Origin of the sequence: Tardiphaga robiniae (assembly GCF_001618955.1) — a bacterium.
GTDB classification, from domain to species: domain Bacteria; phylum Pseudomonadota; class Alphaproteobacteria; order Rhizobiales; family Xanthobacteraceae; genus Tardiphaga; species Tardiphaga robiniae_A.
Genome location: NZ_LVYV01000002.1, coordinates 149,959 through 166,738, shown reverse-complemented (window position 1 = coordinate 166,738; position 16,780 = coordinate 149,959). Strand labels below are relative to the sequence as shown.

Genomic DNA, 16,780 nt, shown 5'->3' with positions numbered 1-16,780 from the left:
GGCGCGTACTACACGATTGCAGCAAATGACTAAGAGATCGCCAAGACGTCGCAGGACGTTGCGCGAGATTTTCTGCGCCGGGCACAAAGTTGAGAAGCGCGGCAACATAACCGCTGCCCCGCGGTAGCCAGTAACCTACGTAAACAAAGCAGTTCACCAAGCGGATGGACGGGGTCGGCATCAATTGGCAATGAAAAAAGCCGGCGCTTTCGCGCCGGCTTCAATGTCTCGATATCTCGTAGCGTCAGGCTGCGCGTACGGCGTTCAGGAACTTGCTGACCTCGACCTTCAGACGCGTGCTGTCCGAGGACAGCGACTGCGCGGCCGAAAGTACCTGCGAGGATGCCGAGCCGGTCTCGCTGGCGCCACGCTGCACATCGGTGATGTTCGACGAGACCTGCATGGTGCCCTGCGCTGCCTGCTGGACGTTGCGGGAGATTTCCTGGGTCGCAGCGCCCTGCTCTTCCACCGCCGACGCAATCGTCGAAGCGATCTCGGACATCCGGCCGATGGTGTCTCCGATCTCCTTGATCGCGCCAACCGATTCCTGCGTCGCCGCCTGGATGCCGGAGATCTGCGTCGAGATCTCCCCGGTGGCTTTCGCCGTCTGCTCGGCCAACGCCTTCACTTCCGATGCCACCACCGCGAAGCCACGACCGGCTTCACCGGCGCGTGCTGCTTCGATGGTCGCGTTGAGCGCCAGAAGATTGGTCTGGCCGGCGATGTTGTTGATCAGCTCGACGACGTCACCGATGCGAGCGGCCGCGCTGGCCAGCGCGCTGACGCGATCGTTGGTCAGGCGTGCCTGATCGACGGCCTGATTGGCGATGCTGGCCGATTCCTGCACCTGACGGCTGATTTCGTTCACTGACGAGGCCATCTCCTCGGTCGCCGAAGCAACCGACTGCACATTGGTCGAGGCTTCCTCCGAAGCGGCTGCCACGGTTGTTGTCAGCTCCTGCGAACGTTCGGCGGTCGCGGTCAGCGTGCTGGCAGAGGCTTCCAGTTCGGTCGAAGCCGACGACACCGTCTCGACGATCTCGCCGATCATCGTTTCGAATTCGCGGGTGATGCTATCGACGCGGCGACCGCGCTCGATCTTGGCTTCCGCATCGGCTGCTGCTGCTTCGTCGGCCGTACGCTTGTCGATCAGCGCCTGCTTGAAGATCTGCAGCGCGTCTCCCATCGTGCCGATCTCGGTCTTCATGCCCTGATGCGGCACCATCGCAGTCAGATCGCCCTGACCCAGAGCCTGCATCGGCTTTACGATCGACGCGATGCCGCTGGAGACGTCCTTCACGAGATAGATGCCGATGCCGATGCCAAGCAGGGCCGAAACGACGAGGATCGCGACAACCATCATAAAGGCAGCGTCGTAATTGGCGAGGGCTTCTGCACCGGCAGTGTCGGAGCCCCTGAGATTGAGCTCGATGTCCTTGTTCAGGATTTCGTCAGCTTTCAGGCCGATCGGATTCACAGTCTTCGTGTTCAACGCATTGGCTTCCTGCGGCATCTTGCCGGCGCTCTTGCGCGACAGATCCATCACATCGAGCGTGCCCTTCTTGTAGCTGTCCCAGAGCTTGCTCCATTCCTCGTAGAGCGCGCGCTCTTCCGGCGAGGTGATCAGCTTCTCATACTTCGCGCGGATAGCGGTGTTGCTCGCTACCACCGTCTCGAGCGTTTTCTCATTGGCAAGTTTCTCCTCCAACGTCTCGGACAGCATGTGCTGACGGATCACGTTGCGATAGGTGATGACGCCGGAGCGCAGATCGCCGAGGAAACGCACGCTTGGCAGCCAGCTGGTCTGGATATCCACCGCATTGGCGTTGATCGCCTGCATCTTGCGAACCGCGACCAGGCCCAGACCCGTCATCGCAAGCAGCAAAAATGAAAGAACAATGGTGATCTTGGCGCGAATAGACAGGCTGGCGAGCATGACGAAGGGTCCCTCGGTTTTCGACCGTTGGTCCGCAATGTGCGGGGGTGTCGTGGAAATGAAGCAGTCAGCAGAAGTGCAATGGCAGGGCGGCAAACACGGGGTTCGATGACTTTCTTGTTATCAAGTCCCGTTCCTTCAATTTGTAGGTATTATGTAAACCGTTGGTAAAGGTGCGACATTCTGGCCGAGCAAAAATGAACCGAAGCTCTCTTTTTCGATGACCTGCAATATCAGCCGGTTATCAACAAGCATCTGAGGTTGAAAACTACAACTTCACTACTTTTGGACGCGTACTGGCATAGGGCAGCCGACGACATCGTGCCTCTGGGCAAAGCACCGAATCGGATATGCAACTTTTGGTTCCAACCGCCGACATTACCGACCTGAAGTTTATCCATAGCTCGACGCGAGGACGACGCGGCGTGCGAGCACGACTGAGCGTGCTGGCTGCGGAACCAGGAGCAATCTGGTCCGGGTATTTATCTTGCAATCAGATTATAGCCGCCCAACTGCATCTCAATCTGAAGATAGTAGCTGCGCCCCGTGCCGGTTGATTTGGTAGGTCTGGGACGACATGCAGTTCGGACACCGGAACGTCCTACGATCGCCGGGCAGACTGGCTCTAGGCTGCGCCACAATCTTGATAAGAGTGCGTGCCGCCCCGCAACGGCGGCACAGCAATAAATTGACTGATGGTAGTTTCGTTGCCCTCACATCAATGCCTCCGCTGGGGTGAAGTCATCGACTCAAGTCCGGTTGTCTTGTTCCGTTCCACAACTTTTGCTACGCGGTACTGTGCTGCAGCGCTCCGGATGATCGCCCGACAGCCTTCAGATAGTTCCTTCGCCTCAGCTTGGAGCGGGCCGGTAATGGTGAAGGTGCGGTCTTCAAGCACCTTCTGACATGTTCTGGACGACATACTGCACCCGGTCGTATCACAGCGCTGAGCATTCATATCGAGCTGGTGTTCAGCGCAACGCCCGGCTTGCCACTTTCCAGCAATACGGAACCAAGCCGCCTTGATCATCGCATGCTCGTGAGCATGAGCAGCAATCCCGCCGTGCCAACCCGAGATGATGATGGCGGGAATCAACGAAGCTCAGCGGCAGTGCCGCCGTAATTCTGGTCACGCCGTCATTCCAGCGGCGGGCAACATCCTTCAAACGCAGGATGTCGAAATTTCCATGATCGGCGATAACAAGTTTTGGGCTTGGCAGGTGACCTATGGCTCGGACTTATCTCCAACCGGAAGTAGCGGAACGACCGGCCGATCCCTCGGTCGGACACTTCGCGCTCGATATGACAGCCGCGGATATGGTCAAGACGATCGTGTCCGGGAAGGCAACCGCAGCCGAAACCGTGGGCGTGCAAACCGACGTGCGTCCAATCCTGTTCCTGTTGCCGGGGTCCCTCGGTTACGGTCCGAGCATGGCCGCTTTTGCAGCGGGGTTGGGCAAGATCGCCCGGGTCGTCCCGATCAAATACCCCGACCTGGGGAGCATCCTCGCCGGAAAGAACACGGTCGCCTCCATGGCAGATGCCGCGGTGGAGCAAATCCGCCGGAGCCAACCCGTCGGACATGTTCGCCTTCTCGGCCATTCCCTTGGTGGTGTGGTGGGGTTCGAAGTTGCGGCGCGGCTGCTGGAAGCACGGCGGTCCATTAAGTTCCTGGGGATTCTCGATACAGCGATTATCAACGAGGGCCGCGATTACCGGGAGACGCTCGCCCGAACGTTGCGGCGGCTCCGCGCCAATCGTGTGAACATTTCGCGGATAGCCTGCCGAGCACTCGCAAAGGTTACGGCAGCAATCGGTGGCGAGGCACCCCTTACCTGGATGCTTCATCGCTATGCGCGAGGGAAGTTCAACGCCACCTGCTTCCGAATTAGGCTTGAGCTGCAAGAGGTGTTGCGGTCGCGAGCTTTCTACCAATGGCTGGCGTCGCCCAGGCCGTCTTTGCCGATCGGAGCTACACTGTTTCGCTGCAACCGAGATGGAGCGCCGCAATCGCTCGGCTGGGATTGCTCACTCGCAAGCCTGGACGTGATCCCCGTCGCAGGCACGCATATCGAGCTCGTCGTCGAGCCCTACCTCGCCACCAACCTCCCCTTGGTCGAGAGTGCGGTCGTGCAAACCTACACACCGGCCGAATTTTGCAAGCGGAAAGCGCTGTCATGACCCTTGCTGCGCACATTCCGACTGCGCGGGAGTTCGGCAATAACGTATTGGCGCTCGATCCCGCTGCCGAAGTCGAGAGGATTGTCCAGACGTTACGCCAACAGGTCTTGGGCGTGTTGGGGCGCCGCGGCGCCGTCGTTGGTCTTTCCGGCGGCATCGACAGCTCCGTCGTCGCGGCGTTGTGCGCGCGTGCATTCGGCAACGACAAGGTCTTGGGCGTCTTCATGCCCGAGCACCATTCTTCAGACGACTCGCTGAGGCTCGGCCGCAGCTGGGCGGCGCAGCTTGGCATCGACACCGTGTTGGAAGACATATCGCCTGCCCTCGAAGGGCTCGGCGCCTATCGCCGGCAGATCGAGGCAATCCGGACCGTCGTTCCCGAATATGACGACGGCTGGAAATGCAAGCTGGTGCTACCGTCGGTTTTCGCGAGCAACGGATTGAATATCACCCGTCTCACGGTTCAGAGCCGCGATGGCAGCACCCGCACCGTTCGTCTGTCGTCAAATGCGTATCTGCAGATCGTCGCCGCGACCAATTTCAAGCAGCGCGTCCGCAAGATGACGGAGTACTACCACGCCGACCGCCTCCGATACGCGGTCGCGGGCACACCGAACCGTCTCGAGCACGACCAGGGCTTTTTCGTCAAGCAGGGCGACGGAATTGCGGACGTGATGCCGATCGCCCATCTCTACAAGACGCAGGTCTATCAGCTCGCGGAATATCTCGAGGTCGAGGAGGAAATCCAGCGCAGGCCACCGACCACGGATACGTTCTCGATGCCGCAGAGCCAGGAGGAGTTCTATTTTGCGCTGCCTTATCACCAGATGGATCTGTGCCTTTACGCGGTGAATCACGGGATTCCGTCAGACGAGGTCGCAGAGGCTATCGGACTGACAGCAGCCCAGGTCGATTTGGTATTCAGGGATATTGACGCCAAGCGTCGCGTCACGCGCTACCTCCACGCACGACCCCTGCTCGTCACTCAAGTATTCGAGGACTGACCTGCATGTGCGGTGTCGCGGGCATAGTGTCAGTAAGCGCCGCCGCAGGGCCACCCTCACGCGAAGCCTTGATGCGCATGCTCGGCGCGCTGGCCCATCGCGGCCCGGACGAGCGGGGCATATACCGGGACGAACGCGCGGGACTAGCACATGCCCGCTTGTCCATCATCGACATTTCGAGCGGTCAGCAGCCTCTCGCGGACGCGAGCGGCACGACGTGGATCGTGTTCAACGGCGAAATCTTCAACTACGTTGAGTTGCGTGAGAAGCTGATCAGGCTTGGTTACAGGTTCCGGACCCGTAGCGACACGGAGGTCATCGTCAACGCCTATCGGGCCTGGGGCGAGGGCGCCTTCGAGCGGATGACCGGACAGTGGGCGCTCGCGATCTGGGACTCGGTAGCCCGTCGTCTGGTGTTGGCGCGCGATCGCACCGGCATTTGCCCTTTGCATTTCTGCGAGCGCGAAGGTCGACTGTATTTCGCCAGCGAAGTGAAGGCCATCTTCGCGGCGGATGCAGCGATTCCCCGCACCTTCGATCCAGTCGGCATCGACCAGACATTCACTCTCTGGACCGTTGTGGCGCCGCAGAACGTGTTTCAAGGGATCAAGGAGCTCGTCCCGGGACATTTCCGCATTTACGAAAACGGCGACGTTCGCGATAAAGCATTCTGGAAGCCGCGATATCCCCAATTTTCCAGTTCGCGCGACGGCCAGTTTGCCGGTTCACTCGACGATGCCGTGAAGCAGGTGCGCAGCGCTTTGGAATCCGCGACGTCGCTTCGAATGGTGCGCTCCGACGTCAGCGTCGGCAGCTATTTGTCCGGCGGGCTCGACAGTTCGCTTATTGCAGCGATGGGATGCCACTTTGCCGGCGAACGCTTCCAGACTTTCTCACTGCGTTTTGCTGACGCTGAATATGATGAGACCGAGTTCCAGCGACTGGTCGCCCGTGTCACCGGTAGCGAGCACCATGAAGTGGTGGTTTCGCGCAGTGACATCGCCGAGATCTTTCCGCAGGTCATCTACCACACCGAGCGTCCGATCTTGAGAACGGCGCCGGCGCCGTTGTTCCTGCTGTCGCGCCTGGTGCGCGCCTGCGGCGTCAAGGTTGTGCTGTCCGGCGAAGGCGCCGACGAAATGTTTGCCGGCTACGATCTCTTTCGCGAAGGCAAGGTCCGACGGTTCTGGGGTCGGCAACCCGCTTCGACACGCCGCGCGCGGCTGCTTGAGCGTCTCTACCCTTATCTCACACGCTCGCCGGTACGGCAGCAGGCAATGGCCCGGCAGTTTTTCGGGCGTAATCTGTCGGAGCACGCCGCGCCGGGCTTCGCGCATGACACCCGCTGGCGAACGACCAGCGGCATCAAACGGCTGTTCTCCAGCGACATGTGCGCGGAGTCGGCAAAGCACGATGCGGTTTCCAATTTGATCGCCAGTCTGCCTCCGGAATTCACGCAATGGAGCTCCCTTGCGCAGGATGAATATCTTGAAATCCAGACACTGCTGTCGGGATATCTCCTGTCTTCTCAGGGCGACCGAATGCTCATGGCTCATTCGGTTGAAGGACGCTTTCCTTTCCTTGACGAGGACGTGGTCGCGCTGGCGAATTCGCTGCCGCCTGCCTACAAGCTCCGCGTCCTTGACGAGAAGCACGTTCTGAAGCGCGTCGCAGAGCCGATCGTGCCGTCGGAGATCATCGCCCGCAAGAAGCAGCCATTCCGCGCGCCCGACGCTCTATGTTTCGTTGACCACGATACGCCCGCCTATATCGACGACGCGCTTTCGGAGGCGGCTATTCGCGAAGCAAACGTCTTCGATCCTGACGCGGTCGCGCGCCTGCGGAGTAAGTGCCGGACACAGGCCGCAACCGGCAACGGCGATCTCTCGAACTCCGACAACATGGCGATGGTCGGCGTACTATCGACCCAGCTCCTGCACCAACAATTCGTCGCAAGCCGTCCTGGTGGGCGCCACGCTCTGGAGCTGACCGTCGACATCGATCGCGAGCACCGGGTTGAGGGGGCCCTATCCTGATGCATGGTCCTGTACCGCTCCTGCATGATTACCTCACCCACTCCGCCCGTCATCTCGGTGGAAAGGTGGCGCTGGTGTGTGGCAAGCATCGCGTCAGCTATGGTGAGCTCGAGGCGCGCTCCAACGCAATCGCGAATTATCTGGTCGCAAGCGGAGTCGAACGTGGCGATCGGGTAATTATCTTCGCCGACAACACTATCGAGACCGTCGTCAGTTTCTGGGCCGTGCTGAAGGCGAATGCCGTGGTGTGCATCGTCAATCCGCTCACCAAGCGCGACAAGCTTGGCTATCTGCTTCATGATTGCCAGCCGTCGGCACTTATCACTGACAAACATCTCTTGGCTATATTCAAGGAGCCCGCGCAGGAATGCCCGTCGCTGCGCCGGGTGATCGTTTCCGGACCCATCGACGATGCCGAACTGACGGAGCTGCCCCATGCGGTACACTGGGGCGAGGCAGGCGCCGCCAGCCACGACGTAGCTCCGGCGCGCAGCTGCATCGATATCGATCTCGCGGCCATCGTGTACACCTCCGGATCGACGGGCGACCCCAAGGGCGTGATGCTGACGCACCGGAACATGCTGACCGCGTGCACGTCGATCGCCTCATATCTCGCGCTACGCGAAGACGAGGTCATTTTGAACGTCCTGCCGCTCGCCTTCGATTACGGCCTGTATCAAATGATCATGGCGTTTCGCATGGGGGCGCGGCTGGTCCTCGAACGGTCATTCGCTTTTCCGGCACAGATTCTCGGGCTTATCGCCGACGAGCGGGTGACCGGCCTGCCCGGCGTGCCGACGATCTTCTCGACGCTGTCGGGGCTCAAGTCGATCAAGGAGCACGATCTCTCGAGTATCCGCTATGTCACGAACACCGGAGCTGCGCTGCCGATGAAGCACATTCGTCTGCTGCAGGATCTATTCCCGGATGCCCGCATTTATTCCATGTACGGCCTCACTGAATGCAAGCGCTGCACCTTTCTGCCCCCGGAGGATATCGATCGAAAGCCGCTGAGCGTAGGGATCGCCATCCCGAATACCGAGATGTGGATTGTCGACGAGCGCGACCGACGCGTGGGCCCCGACGTGGTCGGCCAGCTTGTCATTCGCGGCGCGACGGTGATGCGAGGCTATTGGGGCAAGCCAGAGGCCACGGCCAGGAAACTCAAGCCCGGTCCGCTGCCAGGCGAGCAGGTTCTGTACACCGGTGACTATTGCCGGATGGACGCGGAAGGCTACCTCTACTTCGTTGGTCGCAGCGACGAGATCATAAAGTCGCGAGGCGAGAAGATCGCTCCCAAGGAAGTGGAGAACGTGCTGATGGATATTCCGGGCGTGAGGGAAGCCGCGGTCATTGGCGTTCCCGATGAGCTCCTCGGGCAGGCGGTTAAAGCGTTTGTCGTTATCGAACAGGGAACAACACTGAGCGAGAAGCAGATTCAGAAAGAGTGCCAGCGACGCCTCGAAAGCTTCATGGTGCCGAAGTGTATTGTGATCGTGCCCAGCCTGCCGCGAACGAATACAGCAAAACTCAACAAGAGAGCACTGCAGGAGTCGATTTTCGAATGATCCGATCGTGACTTTTCTTTACGCATTGGAGTTGAAACATGTTGCTAGTCAGGGAACCACTTGAGACCTATCGAAGGCAAGTTCGCGATTTCCTGCTGTCGAACTTCTACATTTCTGAAGCGAACTCGCTTGAGGTCGATACATCGCTGCTCGACCAAGGCATCATCGACTCGACGGGAGTGCTCGAGGTCATCGGATTCATCGAGGAGACCTTCGGCATCACGGTCGAAGACAGCGAGCTCTTGCCTGAGAACCTCGATTCCATCGAGGGAATTGCACGCTTCGTCATGAGCAAGAAGAGCTGATGTTTGTCTGCAGCGTCCAGACCGCGTCGCGAACACCATCGCAGCGGTTCAAGCTCTTGTGCTTTTGCGGTATCCCATAACGACGCGGCCTTCGCCCGTTTCGTTCGTTACCACGCTGATGCTCTCGTAGCTCTTGTTGCGCTCAAGAAGGGTTGTCACCTGCCGCTCCTGACCAGAGCCGACCTCGAACAAGAGGATGCCGCCTGGCCGCAAATATCTGACTGCGTCCTTCGTAACCCGCATATGGATGCTAAGTCCGTAAGGACCGGCTGCGAATGCCTCACGTGGTTCGAGTTCGAGCAAGGGGGCACGATCGCCTCTGAGCCGCGTTTCCGAAATATAGGGTGGGTTGCAGACGATCAGGTCGATGGTCCCATCTAGCGACAGATCTGAAAAAGCGTCGAACAGATCGCCCTGAAGCACCGACATGCGTTGCGTGAGTCCGTGATAGGCGACATTGCGACGTGCGACAGTGACACATCCATCGGTTAGGTCGCTCGCCCAGACGCTTGCGTCGGGGATCTTGAGAGCGATGGCGCATGCCAGATTGCCTGCGCCGCAGCACATGTCGATCACCCGCGGCTCCGCCACGTTTAACTGACGCAGAGCATCGACAGCGCTAGCGCAAAGCAATTCGGTTTCCGGCCGGGGGACGAGCGCACCGGGTGCGACCAGCAGCTCTATTCCCATAAATAGAGTGCGTCCCTCATCGTAAGCTTTGGCGACGTTGATCACTTCGCTCATTGCGGTCACCCTGCCTGGACGTTGCGCGACAACTGTTGCATGCGGCGTGATCATGCACCGGACAGAACCATGCCCTGTCCATGTGGCAATGGCGGTAGTCACAACGAGGTAGATGGGCCGATGGCAGCAATGCGGTTGTTTTTGGCAGCGCTCCTTACGCATTTGTCGATGCGGCACCCCACCGGCTGCATGGTCATCCGACGACGCAGACTCGCTCTGACTTCGGCCACTTCGAGGCTGAGTGGTATTTGTCTGTTCCGCTTTCGAGTTCTTATGAACGGGCCACGGCGATCCGGCACCCTGTCCGGCGAGCTAACGATTCGTGGCGATGGCTTCGTTGGCCGTTTGCTGCTATGGCGCTTTCAGTATCAACGGGGCTGAGGCCTTAAGTTGTTTTTTGTATTGTCCAAGACTCTTGGCAACGCGCTCGCGCCGGTCAATTTCCTGATCGGCCTCGGTGTGCTCGGCGCGGTCCTTTCGGCAACACGGCTTTTTTCGCTTGGCCGCGGGCTTATGATCACAGCCGCCGTGCTGCTTGTGGTGGCCGCGTTTTCGCCGGCTGGAAGATTGCTGATCTATCCGCTTGAATCGCGCTTCCCGCCCTGGGATCCGGGACAGCGTGCGCCTGACGGCATCATCGTGCTCGGCGGCTCGATCGACGCCGATGTTTCACTTGCGCGCGACACGCCGGTCGTCCGTCGCTCGCCCGACCGCCTCATCGCAGCCGCAGCGCTGGCGCGACAATATCCGAATGCACGCCTGGTGTTCACCGGCGGCAGTCCGAGGCTGGTGTCGGATGCCAGAGAGGCCGATTACGCCGCCGCGATCTTCGAGAGCCTTGGAGTCGACAAATCGCGGTTGATCATGGAGCGGCAATCGCGCAACACGCATGAGAACGCCGAATTCACCAAAGCGCTCGTGGCGCCGAAGCCGGGCGAGCGCTGGGTTCTCGTAACATCAGCGTTCCATATGCCGCGATCGATTGGCCTGTTTCGCAAAGCCGGATTTCCGGTCGAGGCTTATCCAGTCGACTGGTGGGTCGGCGGTCGCCGCGACGCACTTTCCTTCACCACCCTCGCCCTTGACGGGCTGGCGCGGACCGACATTGCGGTGCGCGAATGGTTCGGGCTCATTGCCTATCGAGTCACGGGGCGGATCGACGACTTGCTGCCGGGCGCCGATAGACATTGATTCTGATTCTCTGGCCCCGAGACATGGCAAGCGGCAAGCGCCGCAGGCCGTCGGAAGCCAAAAGCCATGTATGGCCACGCCGCCGCAGGTACCGACCGGACGCCATTCAAGCCTCGTGTGGGCCATTGTTGTGGGCCACCGAATTTTCTCGAAAAGGCAGCGGGTTAGAAGTCTTTGATCTGCGAAGAGAAATTCGAGTTTGGCTGGGGAACTAGGATTCGAACCTAGACAAACAGAGTCAGAGTCTGTTGTGCTACCGTTACACCATTCCCCAATAAGTCACTGATATCACAGTGATTTTTCCAAGGAGTTTTGCAAACCCTCGAAAATCGGTAGCCGTCGTATAACCGTACGGATCGGATCGGTCTAGCCCCTGTTGAAATCTTCGGCCTTTTCACCGGACTGAGTGCTCTAATCGCCTGATTCTGCTGATTTCGTTTCAAAGTCAGCTCCGGCGAAAGCCAATCTGCCTCCCTACCGTTAGCGAACTCTGAGGTAGATATCCGCTACACGCGCAACTCCGCGATTTGCACGGGACAAATCGCGTTTGACAGTTCCATCAACTAGGAAGTGCGGAACCTAACCGGTACTCTTTGGATACTGGCGGGAGAGCACATGGTTCAAGAGGTCATCAAATCACTATTCGTCGGAATACAGCGACGATGGAAAATCGGTATCGGACGCGCGCTCAGTGTTGTCGGCGCAATCTCGCTGCTGACCGGGATAATCACTAGAGTATCGACGGCCGCTAACCTCTGGATTGTGGACCACGGCACTTGGTATCTCGCGGCGGTTGCCGCCGCAGCTATCGTCTGGTTCATCGCATACACCTATGAAAAGCGATCCGTTTCCTTTGCGATCCCAACAACCGACAGTCGGATCGACATTCGATTTGGCGATTTGCTGACCGAGCAATCCGATTTGTTGATCGGGGTTGGTGAATTCTTCGATCATGAGATCGGTCACATCGTCTCAAGGAATTCGTTGCATGGGAAAGTGATCGAGCAGGTCTTCAACGGTGAAGCCGCCCGATTTCGCCTCGATGTAGACCGGTCAATCAAGCATCTTCCGGCGACGAAGACCGAGCGGTCGGTCAAACCTGATTTGAAATATCCGATTGGCACGACTGCGGTGGTTCGAAATGGTCAGCATCAGATATTTCTGGTCGCTATGGCTCTGACGGATATGGCCACGTCGAAAGCATCATCGACTGTGCCACTCCTATGGGACGCGCTGAGGGGGGCGCTGTCGACAGTGAAGAATTACGGCAACGGCGCCACCTTATCCCTGCCATTAATCGGGAACGGTCAGTCGAGCGTAAACATCGAGCCACAGCACCTCCTCAGGCTTATCGTCCTGGCACTGGTCGACTACGGCAGACGGTCCGGGCTTCCGAAACAGGTAAACATCATCGTCCCGGAAGCCTGCTTCAAGCTGCTCGACATCCGAGAGATCGAACGTGACTGGAGCAAAAGATAGATGGCTTACAGAAACGGCACATACATCGCGTTCCATGCGGGTGGAACTACCGACCCGACTGCGTCAGACATCCGATACTATAGATTGCTGAAAGCGTGGCACGAACACGACTCAATCGAGTTCAAATTCATCAATAGCCACGATAAGTCTGCCGCCGTCAGAGACTCTAGCACAAAGGAGACGCTGCGCCGAAGCCTGATCGAGCGATTAAACAACTCACGCAACATGGTCCTGATCATCGGACCGACGACCCAGTACGACACCGATTGGGTTCCGTTTGAGATCGCTTACGCTGTAGATCGGTGTAAGATTCCGATAATAGCCGCGTATACGGGGTGCGTCTCAGTGCCCCGACCGGCCGCGTTGAGCTATTTGTGGCCCGCAGCATTTGCGAGCCGCATTAACAACAGATCAGTCGCCGCACTCCATGTCCCATTCAATCAGAAAGCGCTGAACGACGCGATTACGAACTGGGACATCGACCATCCTCCAGGATCCTCCCTGGACTATTATTCGCCAGAAGCACACCGCACCTTCGGGATCAGTGTATAGATCGTTCACTCGCGATAATTGTTCTTCTCGTTTGCAAGCGGTACAGGATGAGCACATCAGAAACTGACGAATATGCAATCGGAAAATGTGCGTGTGGCAAGGGTGATGTTATCAAAACGATGGTCACTCAAGATAATCCGTGGAGTGGCGCGGATATTTCGTTTCGAGTTGACTGCAACGACTGCCGAGGAAAATGGGAGTTAGATAGATCAGGTCAACAAATGACGCTACGTTCGTCATTGGTAGCGCCTAAACAAGCGAGCGACTTGTTGATGCATGCCCGGCAGTTTTTAGATGAATACATCCGCGGGTTATCGTCCCAGTATTTCATGGCACAGTCGTTCAAGACGAGAAAAGCTGAACACGCTCATTTAATCGAGCTTGGTATTGGGACTGGGTCGTATCGAACGTATCTGCAGGATAGGAAGCATTCGCCAATTCAAAACGTTGGTTATCCCAGCAGGAACGCAGCTTTCGTTGAAAAGCTGATCAAAACATACGGCAATGAGAAGCATTATTTCGACCTTCTCAAAGCTATCGCCGATGCGGATGCGGTCTACAAAGCCGCGGCGTCTACGATCGTGCGATACCAAGTGTAACCTTATTCGACGCCTGACCGTGGAGTTGCGATCAATGCCGATGGCGCAACCTACCGAACATCAATTTGGTATCCTGGCGAACGATAACTTCTCTTTTCAGTGGCAAACTTTAGTCCTCGATTCGACTGACTAAGGCTGAGGCCCAGCAATGAAGCCCGAACGCGGCAAAAGTTGCTGCTGATACACTTTTGACCGCTGGCCAGAAACCGCCTGTCGAAAAAGCAGTGACAACTGGCAGGTCTCTCAAGCTCGGCTCGCTCATTACGTAAAATGCTGGAGCGACCACGCCGGCTACCAACACTGCAAGGGCGGCATTATTGAGAAATGTGGCACGCAGCTTCAGGCGCTCGTTTTCAGCTGACTTCCCCACCGCATCCTCCTTTGTTGGTCTCTCGCAACCAGGCGAGTTGCTGACAATCCATCATCGCATAATCTCTTACGATTCCGTGAGGGTTGAGTGATGGTTCGTGGCTCTCCGAAGAAAAACTATGCGCCATTTTGCTGTAACGGCATCATTTCTTATGAGCATCACGCCCGCCGCTGCCGACTGGCAGTTCACAAAATGGAGCATGACCATCAACCAGGTACAAAAGGCCTCGAAGGGCATGCCTCAGCGATGCGGCGTCCCCGTCTGCGTCGAGCGCCCGGTCACCAACGGCGCCGCGCAACTCTTTGGAGGGTAGACGCTGCTACACAAGAACACGACCGTCGGCAGTACGTTGGGAGATAGTCGTTGACACTCTGTAGGGAGCGCTTATTTTATCAACAGCGGCTCGGGGATTGCCCCGCCCCGCATTAGAACTTGGACGGAAAGGTCCTCTTCACATGACAGAACAAATTCGTCCTACGCAGGAATCGTTGTTACTTCGCCAGATCGGCGAAGTGCTTTTTGGTGCATCTTGGCAGGCTGAATTTTGCCGAGTCGCCGGCGTCTCTGACAGGTCCATGCGAAGATGGGCCTCAGGCCAAGATTCTATTCCACCTGGCGTGTGGCGGGATATTCAGGCTTACGCACGCGGGCAGTGGCTGACCATTAAATATTTCGATGAGAACATCACGCCACTCATCGGCGAGTCTTTGCTTCACCCGATCCCGAACACGCGACCGATGCCTGACAGTTGGGGCCTCGCCTTCGCTTTGGCTACGACGGGCGGCCGGCCTGTCAGGTGTTACATTCGCCGGGAGGTGCTCGACGACCGGGTAAGTTATCAACGCATGTCTGACGTCTTTGATTATTTCAGCGAACACGCAGACGTATTTTACGGCGTTGCTCAACGGAAATTCGATTCTGGTGAGTTCGACGAGGACGGTCGAATCGTGATCGGCAATGACGATGTTCATGCCGAACCGCTGCCGGACACTCGCGGAAGCAGGAGGGCCGAGAAACGAAGTTCCGCCCCATGATCCAAGTTTTGCAAACGGCTCAGAAATGCCCGGAAACAGCAGGACAAAATGGGCCTAGATTGAAAAACCAATTCAATGAAATCAACGACTTACCCCAGAAACTGTAAGGCTACCGTTACACCATTCCCCAAACGATTCAGAGACTTACGGAAAAATCCAGTCTGGAATCGGTCGGAACAGAGATGCTCATCTCGTTCGGGCGCGTTCTAGCCCGTCCGCCGGACAAAGCGCAAGGGCTCTGGACGGAAATGACGGCTCATTGACACCACTGGCAATGGGCAGGCCACGCGGACGCGGCCTACCCAGTCGCCTCGCCTATTCGCCCGGCCCACCGACCGGGATGGCCATCGGCTCCGGCGCCAGGCGCCTGCTGAGCGCCAGATAGACGCCACCGCCCACGACGATGCCCGCCAGCCAGCTCAGATCCGCGCCGCCGAGAAGGTTGATCGAGATCGGCCCCTGCAACGCAGGCACCAGGCCATCCTGGAACAGCCAGGTGGCGATCAGGCCCGCGAAGAACGCGATCATGCCGCTCCAGTTGATATCGCCATAGATGCTGCTCTCCGGCGATTTATAGAGTTCGGCGATATCGATCTGGCTCTTCCGCCTGACGAAGAAGTCGGCCAACACCACCCCCGCATAGGGGCTCATCCACATCAGCAGGCTGATCAGCCAGTTATCGAAGGCCTTGGCGAAAGACGGCGCGAAGATGAAATACACCGTCACCGCATAGCCCGCGATGCCGACGATCAGCGCCAGCATCGTCCGCGAAAAACGGACACCTATGCTGAGCGCCGCCAGCGCCGACGAATAGACGTTGAGAATGTTGGTGGCGATCGGCCCGTGCAGCACCAGCAGCAGCACGAGAATGCTGGCGACGCCGCCGAACACGGCCGAGACCATCTTGGCGGGATCGGTGTCGAGCGTCACCGAGGCAATCGTGGCGCCGAGAACAGCGAGCCACACCGACGGCACATACATGCCGAGATAGCTGTACCAGAACACGGCTTTCGACGAGGTCGAGCGCGGCACGAAGCGCGAATAGTCCGACGCCCAGGTCACCCACGAAATGCCCCAGCCAACGCCAACGGCGGTCATCAGCAGCGACAGCATCGCCAGATGCGGCCCCGGCGGCAGCGACGTGGTGTGATTCCAGTTGACGACGCCTGGCTGGCTCCAGGCCAGCACGCTCATCAGCACCATGATCACCACCGTGACCGGCACGGTGTATTTCTCGAAGGTGCGGATCGCATAGAAACCATAGGTGCCGATCACCACCTGCGTCACCATCACGATGGTGATCACCACGAGGTTGGCGAACCAGCTATCGGCGATCCCGAACTGGCCGAGAATGGCCATCGAGATCTTGACCGGGAAATAGGTGTTCACGCCGATCCAGCCGAGCGTCATCAGGAACATCAGCAAGCTCGGCAGATAGGCACCCCTGCGTCCGAAGGCCGAGCGCGCGAGTACCATCTGGTTGACGCCGGTCTTGTGGCCCATGACCGTGAAAGCCGCGAAGATCGCGGAGCCCGCCGCATTGCCAATGACGATGACCGCGATGGTTTCCCACAAGCCTAGCTTGAGAATGATACCAAGCGCGCCGAGCGCCCAGTTCACCGGCGCGATATTGGCACCTGCCCAGATCCACATCTGCTGCGGCCCGGTGGAATCCCGGTCGGCATCGGGGATCGGTTCGATACTGTGGATGTCTGCCCGCAACTCTGAGTTAGTCATGCTCGCCCCCACGTCAGAAACAACCTGAGGTCAACAAAGCAAGA

15 protein-coding genes and 1 tRNA gene are annotated in these 16,780 nt (G+C 58.3%); 11 read left to right on the top strand and 5 right to left on the bottom strand.

The window, feature by feature from the left end; translation table 11 throughout:
- Window positions 1-244: 244 nt before the first annotated feature.
- A complete protein-coding gene (locus A4A58_RS06350) occupies window positions 245-1,936 on the bottom strand; it encodes a methyl-accepting chemotaxis protein (RefSeq protein ID WP_068730614.1) in 1,692 nt (563 codons plus the stop codon).
- Between the two features lie 1,227 nt (window positions 1,937-3,163).
- Here A4A58_RS06350 and A4A58_RS06340 point away from each other — a divergent pair.
- The 5 genes from A4A58_RS06340 to A4A58_RS06320 are packed head-to-tail and all read left to right on the top strand — an operon-like array spanning window position 3,164 to window position 9,030.
- Complete coding sequence (locus A4A58_RS06340) at window positions 3,164-4,117, top strand: thioesterase domain-containing protein (RefSeq protein ID WP_068730612.1); 954 nt, start codon at window positions 3,164-3,166, stop codon at window positions 4,115-4,117.
- Window positions 4,114-5,121, top strand: coding sequence for an NAD(+) synthase (gene nadE / locus A4A58_RS06335; RefSeq protein ID WP_068730611.1), 1,008 nt, complete (start codon window positions 4,114-4,116; stop codon window positions 5,119-5,121). Before A4A58_RS06340 ends, nadE begins: the two co-directional genes overlap by 4 nt.
- A gap of 5 nt (window positions 5,122-5,126) precedes the next feature.
- On the top strand, window positions 5,127-7,157 hold the full coding sequence (gene asnB, locus A4A58_RS06330; protein WP_068730610.1) for an asparagine synthase (glutamine-hydrolyzing): 2,031 nt from the start codon (window positions 5,127-5,129) through the stop codon (window positions 7,155-7,157).
- Window positions 7,157-8,725: a class I adenylate-forming enzyme family protein gene (locus tag A4A58_RS06325; protein WP_086936989.1), complete on the top strand. Its 1,569-nt coding sequence runs from the start codon at window positions 7,157-7,159 to the stop codon at window positions 8,723-8,725. The genes asnB and A4A58_RS06325 overlap by 1 nt, the downstream gene beginning before the upstream one ends.
- A gap of 38 nt (window positions 8,726-8,763) precedes the next feature.
- Window positions 8,764-9,030: an acyl carrier protein gene (locus tag A4A58_RS06320; protein WP_068730608.1), complete on the top strand. Its 267-nt coding sequence runs from the start codon at window positions 8,764-8,766 to the stop codon at window positions 9,028-9,030.
- A gap of 48 nt (window positions 9,031-9,078) precedes the next feature.
- Here the strand turns inward: A4A58_RS06320 and A4A58_RS06315 are convergent, their stop codons facing one another.
- Complete coding sequence (locus tag A4A58_RS06315) at window positions 9,079-9,774, bottom strand: N5-glutamine methyltransferase family protein (RefSeq protein ID WP_068730734.1); 696 nt, start codon at window positions 9,772-9,774, stop codon at window positions 9,079-9,081.
- A gap of 390 nt (window positions 9,775-10,164) precedes the next feature.
- Between A4A58_RS06315 and A4A58_RS06310 the strand changes: the two genes are divergently transcribed.
- Window positions 10,165-10,965, top strand: coding sequence for a YdcF family protein (locus A4A58_RS06310; RefSeq protein WP_068730607.1), 801 nt, complete (start codon window positions 10,165-10,167; stop codon window positions 10,963-10,965).
- Between the two features lie 200 nt (window positions 10,966-11,165).
- Here A4A58_RS06310 and A4A58_RS06305 read toward each other — a convergent pair.
- Window positions 11,166-11,239 (bottom strand) — tRNA-Gln (locus A4A58_RS06305).
- A 341-nt stretch (window positions 11,240-11,580) separates the two neighbouring features.
- On the opposite strand from A4A58_RS06305, the gene A4A58_RS06300 reads away from it, so the two are divergent.
- From A4A58_RS06300 to A4A58_RS30190, 3 genes are read left to right on the top strand one after another with little or no spacing between them, the layout of a single operon-like run.
- A complete protein-coding gene (locus tag A4A58_RS06300) occupies window positions 11,581-12,444 on the top strand; it encodes a macro domain-containing protein (RefSeq protein WP_068730606.1) in 864 nt (287 codons plus the stop codon).
- The gene (locus A4A58_RS06295) at window positions 12,445-12,996 is read left to right on the top strand and encodes a TIR domain-containing protein (RefSeq protein ID WP_068730605.1); all 552 of its coding nucleotides are present in this window, start codon (window positions 12,445-12,447) and stop codon (window positions 12,994-12,996) included.
- A 47-nt stretch (window positions 12,997-13,043) separates the two neighbouring features.
- Complete coding sequence (locus A4A58_RS30190; RefSeq protein ID WP_139069792.1) at window positions 13,044-13,595, top strand: hypothetical protein; 552 nt, start codon at window positions 13,044-13,046, stop codon at window positions 13,593-13,595.
- A gap of 109 nt (window positions 13,596-13,704) precedes the next feature.
- On the opposite strand, the gene A4A58_RS30185 is transcribed toward A4A58_RS30190, so the two are convergent.
- Window positions 13,705-13,965, bottom strand: coding sequence for a hypothetical protein (locus tag A4A58_RS30185; RefSeq protein WP_139069791.1), 261 nt, complete (start codon window positions 13,963-13,965; stop codon window positions 13,705-13,707).
- 151 nt (window positions 13,966-14,116) lie between these two features.
- Here A4A58_RS30185 and A4A58_RS30180 point away from each other — a divergent pair, with 151 nt between their 5' ends.
- Both A4A58_RS30180 and A4A58_RS06285 read left to right on the top strand, forming a co-directional pair.
- On the top strand, window positions 14,117-14,278 hold the full coding sequence (locus tag A4A58_RS30180) for a hypothetical protein (protein WP_204378167.1): 162 nt from the start codon (window positions 14,117-14,119) through the stop codon (window positions 14,276-14,278).
- A gap of 142 nt (window positions 14,279-14,420) precedes the next feature.
- Complete coding sequence (locus A4A58_RS06285; protein WP_081421753.1) at window positions 14,421-14,999, top strand: DUF1488 family protein; 579 nt, start codon at window positions 14,421-14,423, stop codon at window positions 14,997-14,999.
- Window positions 15,000-15,314: 315 nt separating this feature from the next.
- Here A4A58_RS06285 and A4A58_RS06280 read toward each other — a convergent pair whose 3' ends face one another.
- Window positions 15,315-16,736, bottom strand: a complete 1,422-nt coding sequence (locus A4A58_RS06280) for a purine-cytosine permease family protein (RefSeq protein WP_068730602.1) — start codon at window positions 16,734-16,736, stop codon at window positions 15,315-15,317.
- Between the last annotated feature and the right edge of the window lie 44 nt (window positions 16,737-16,780).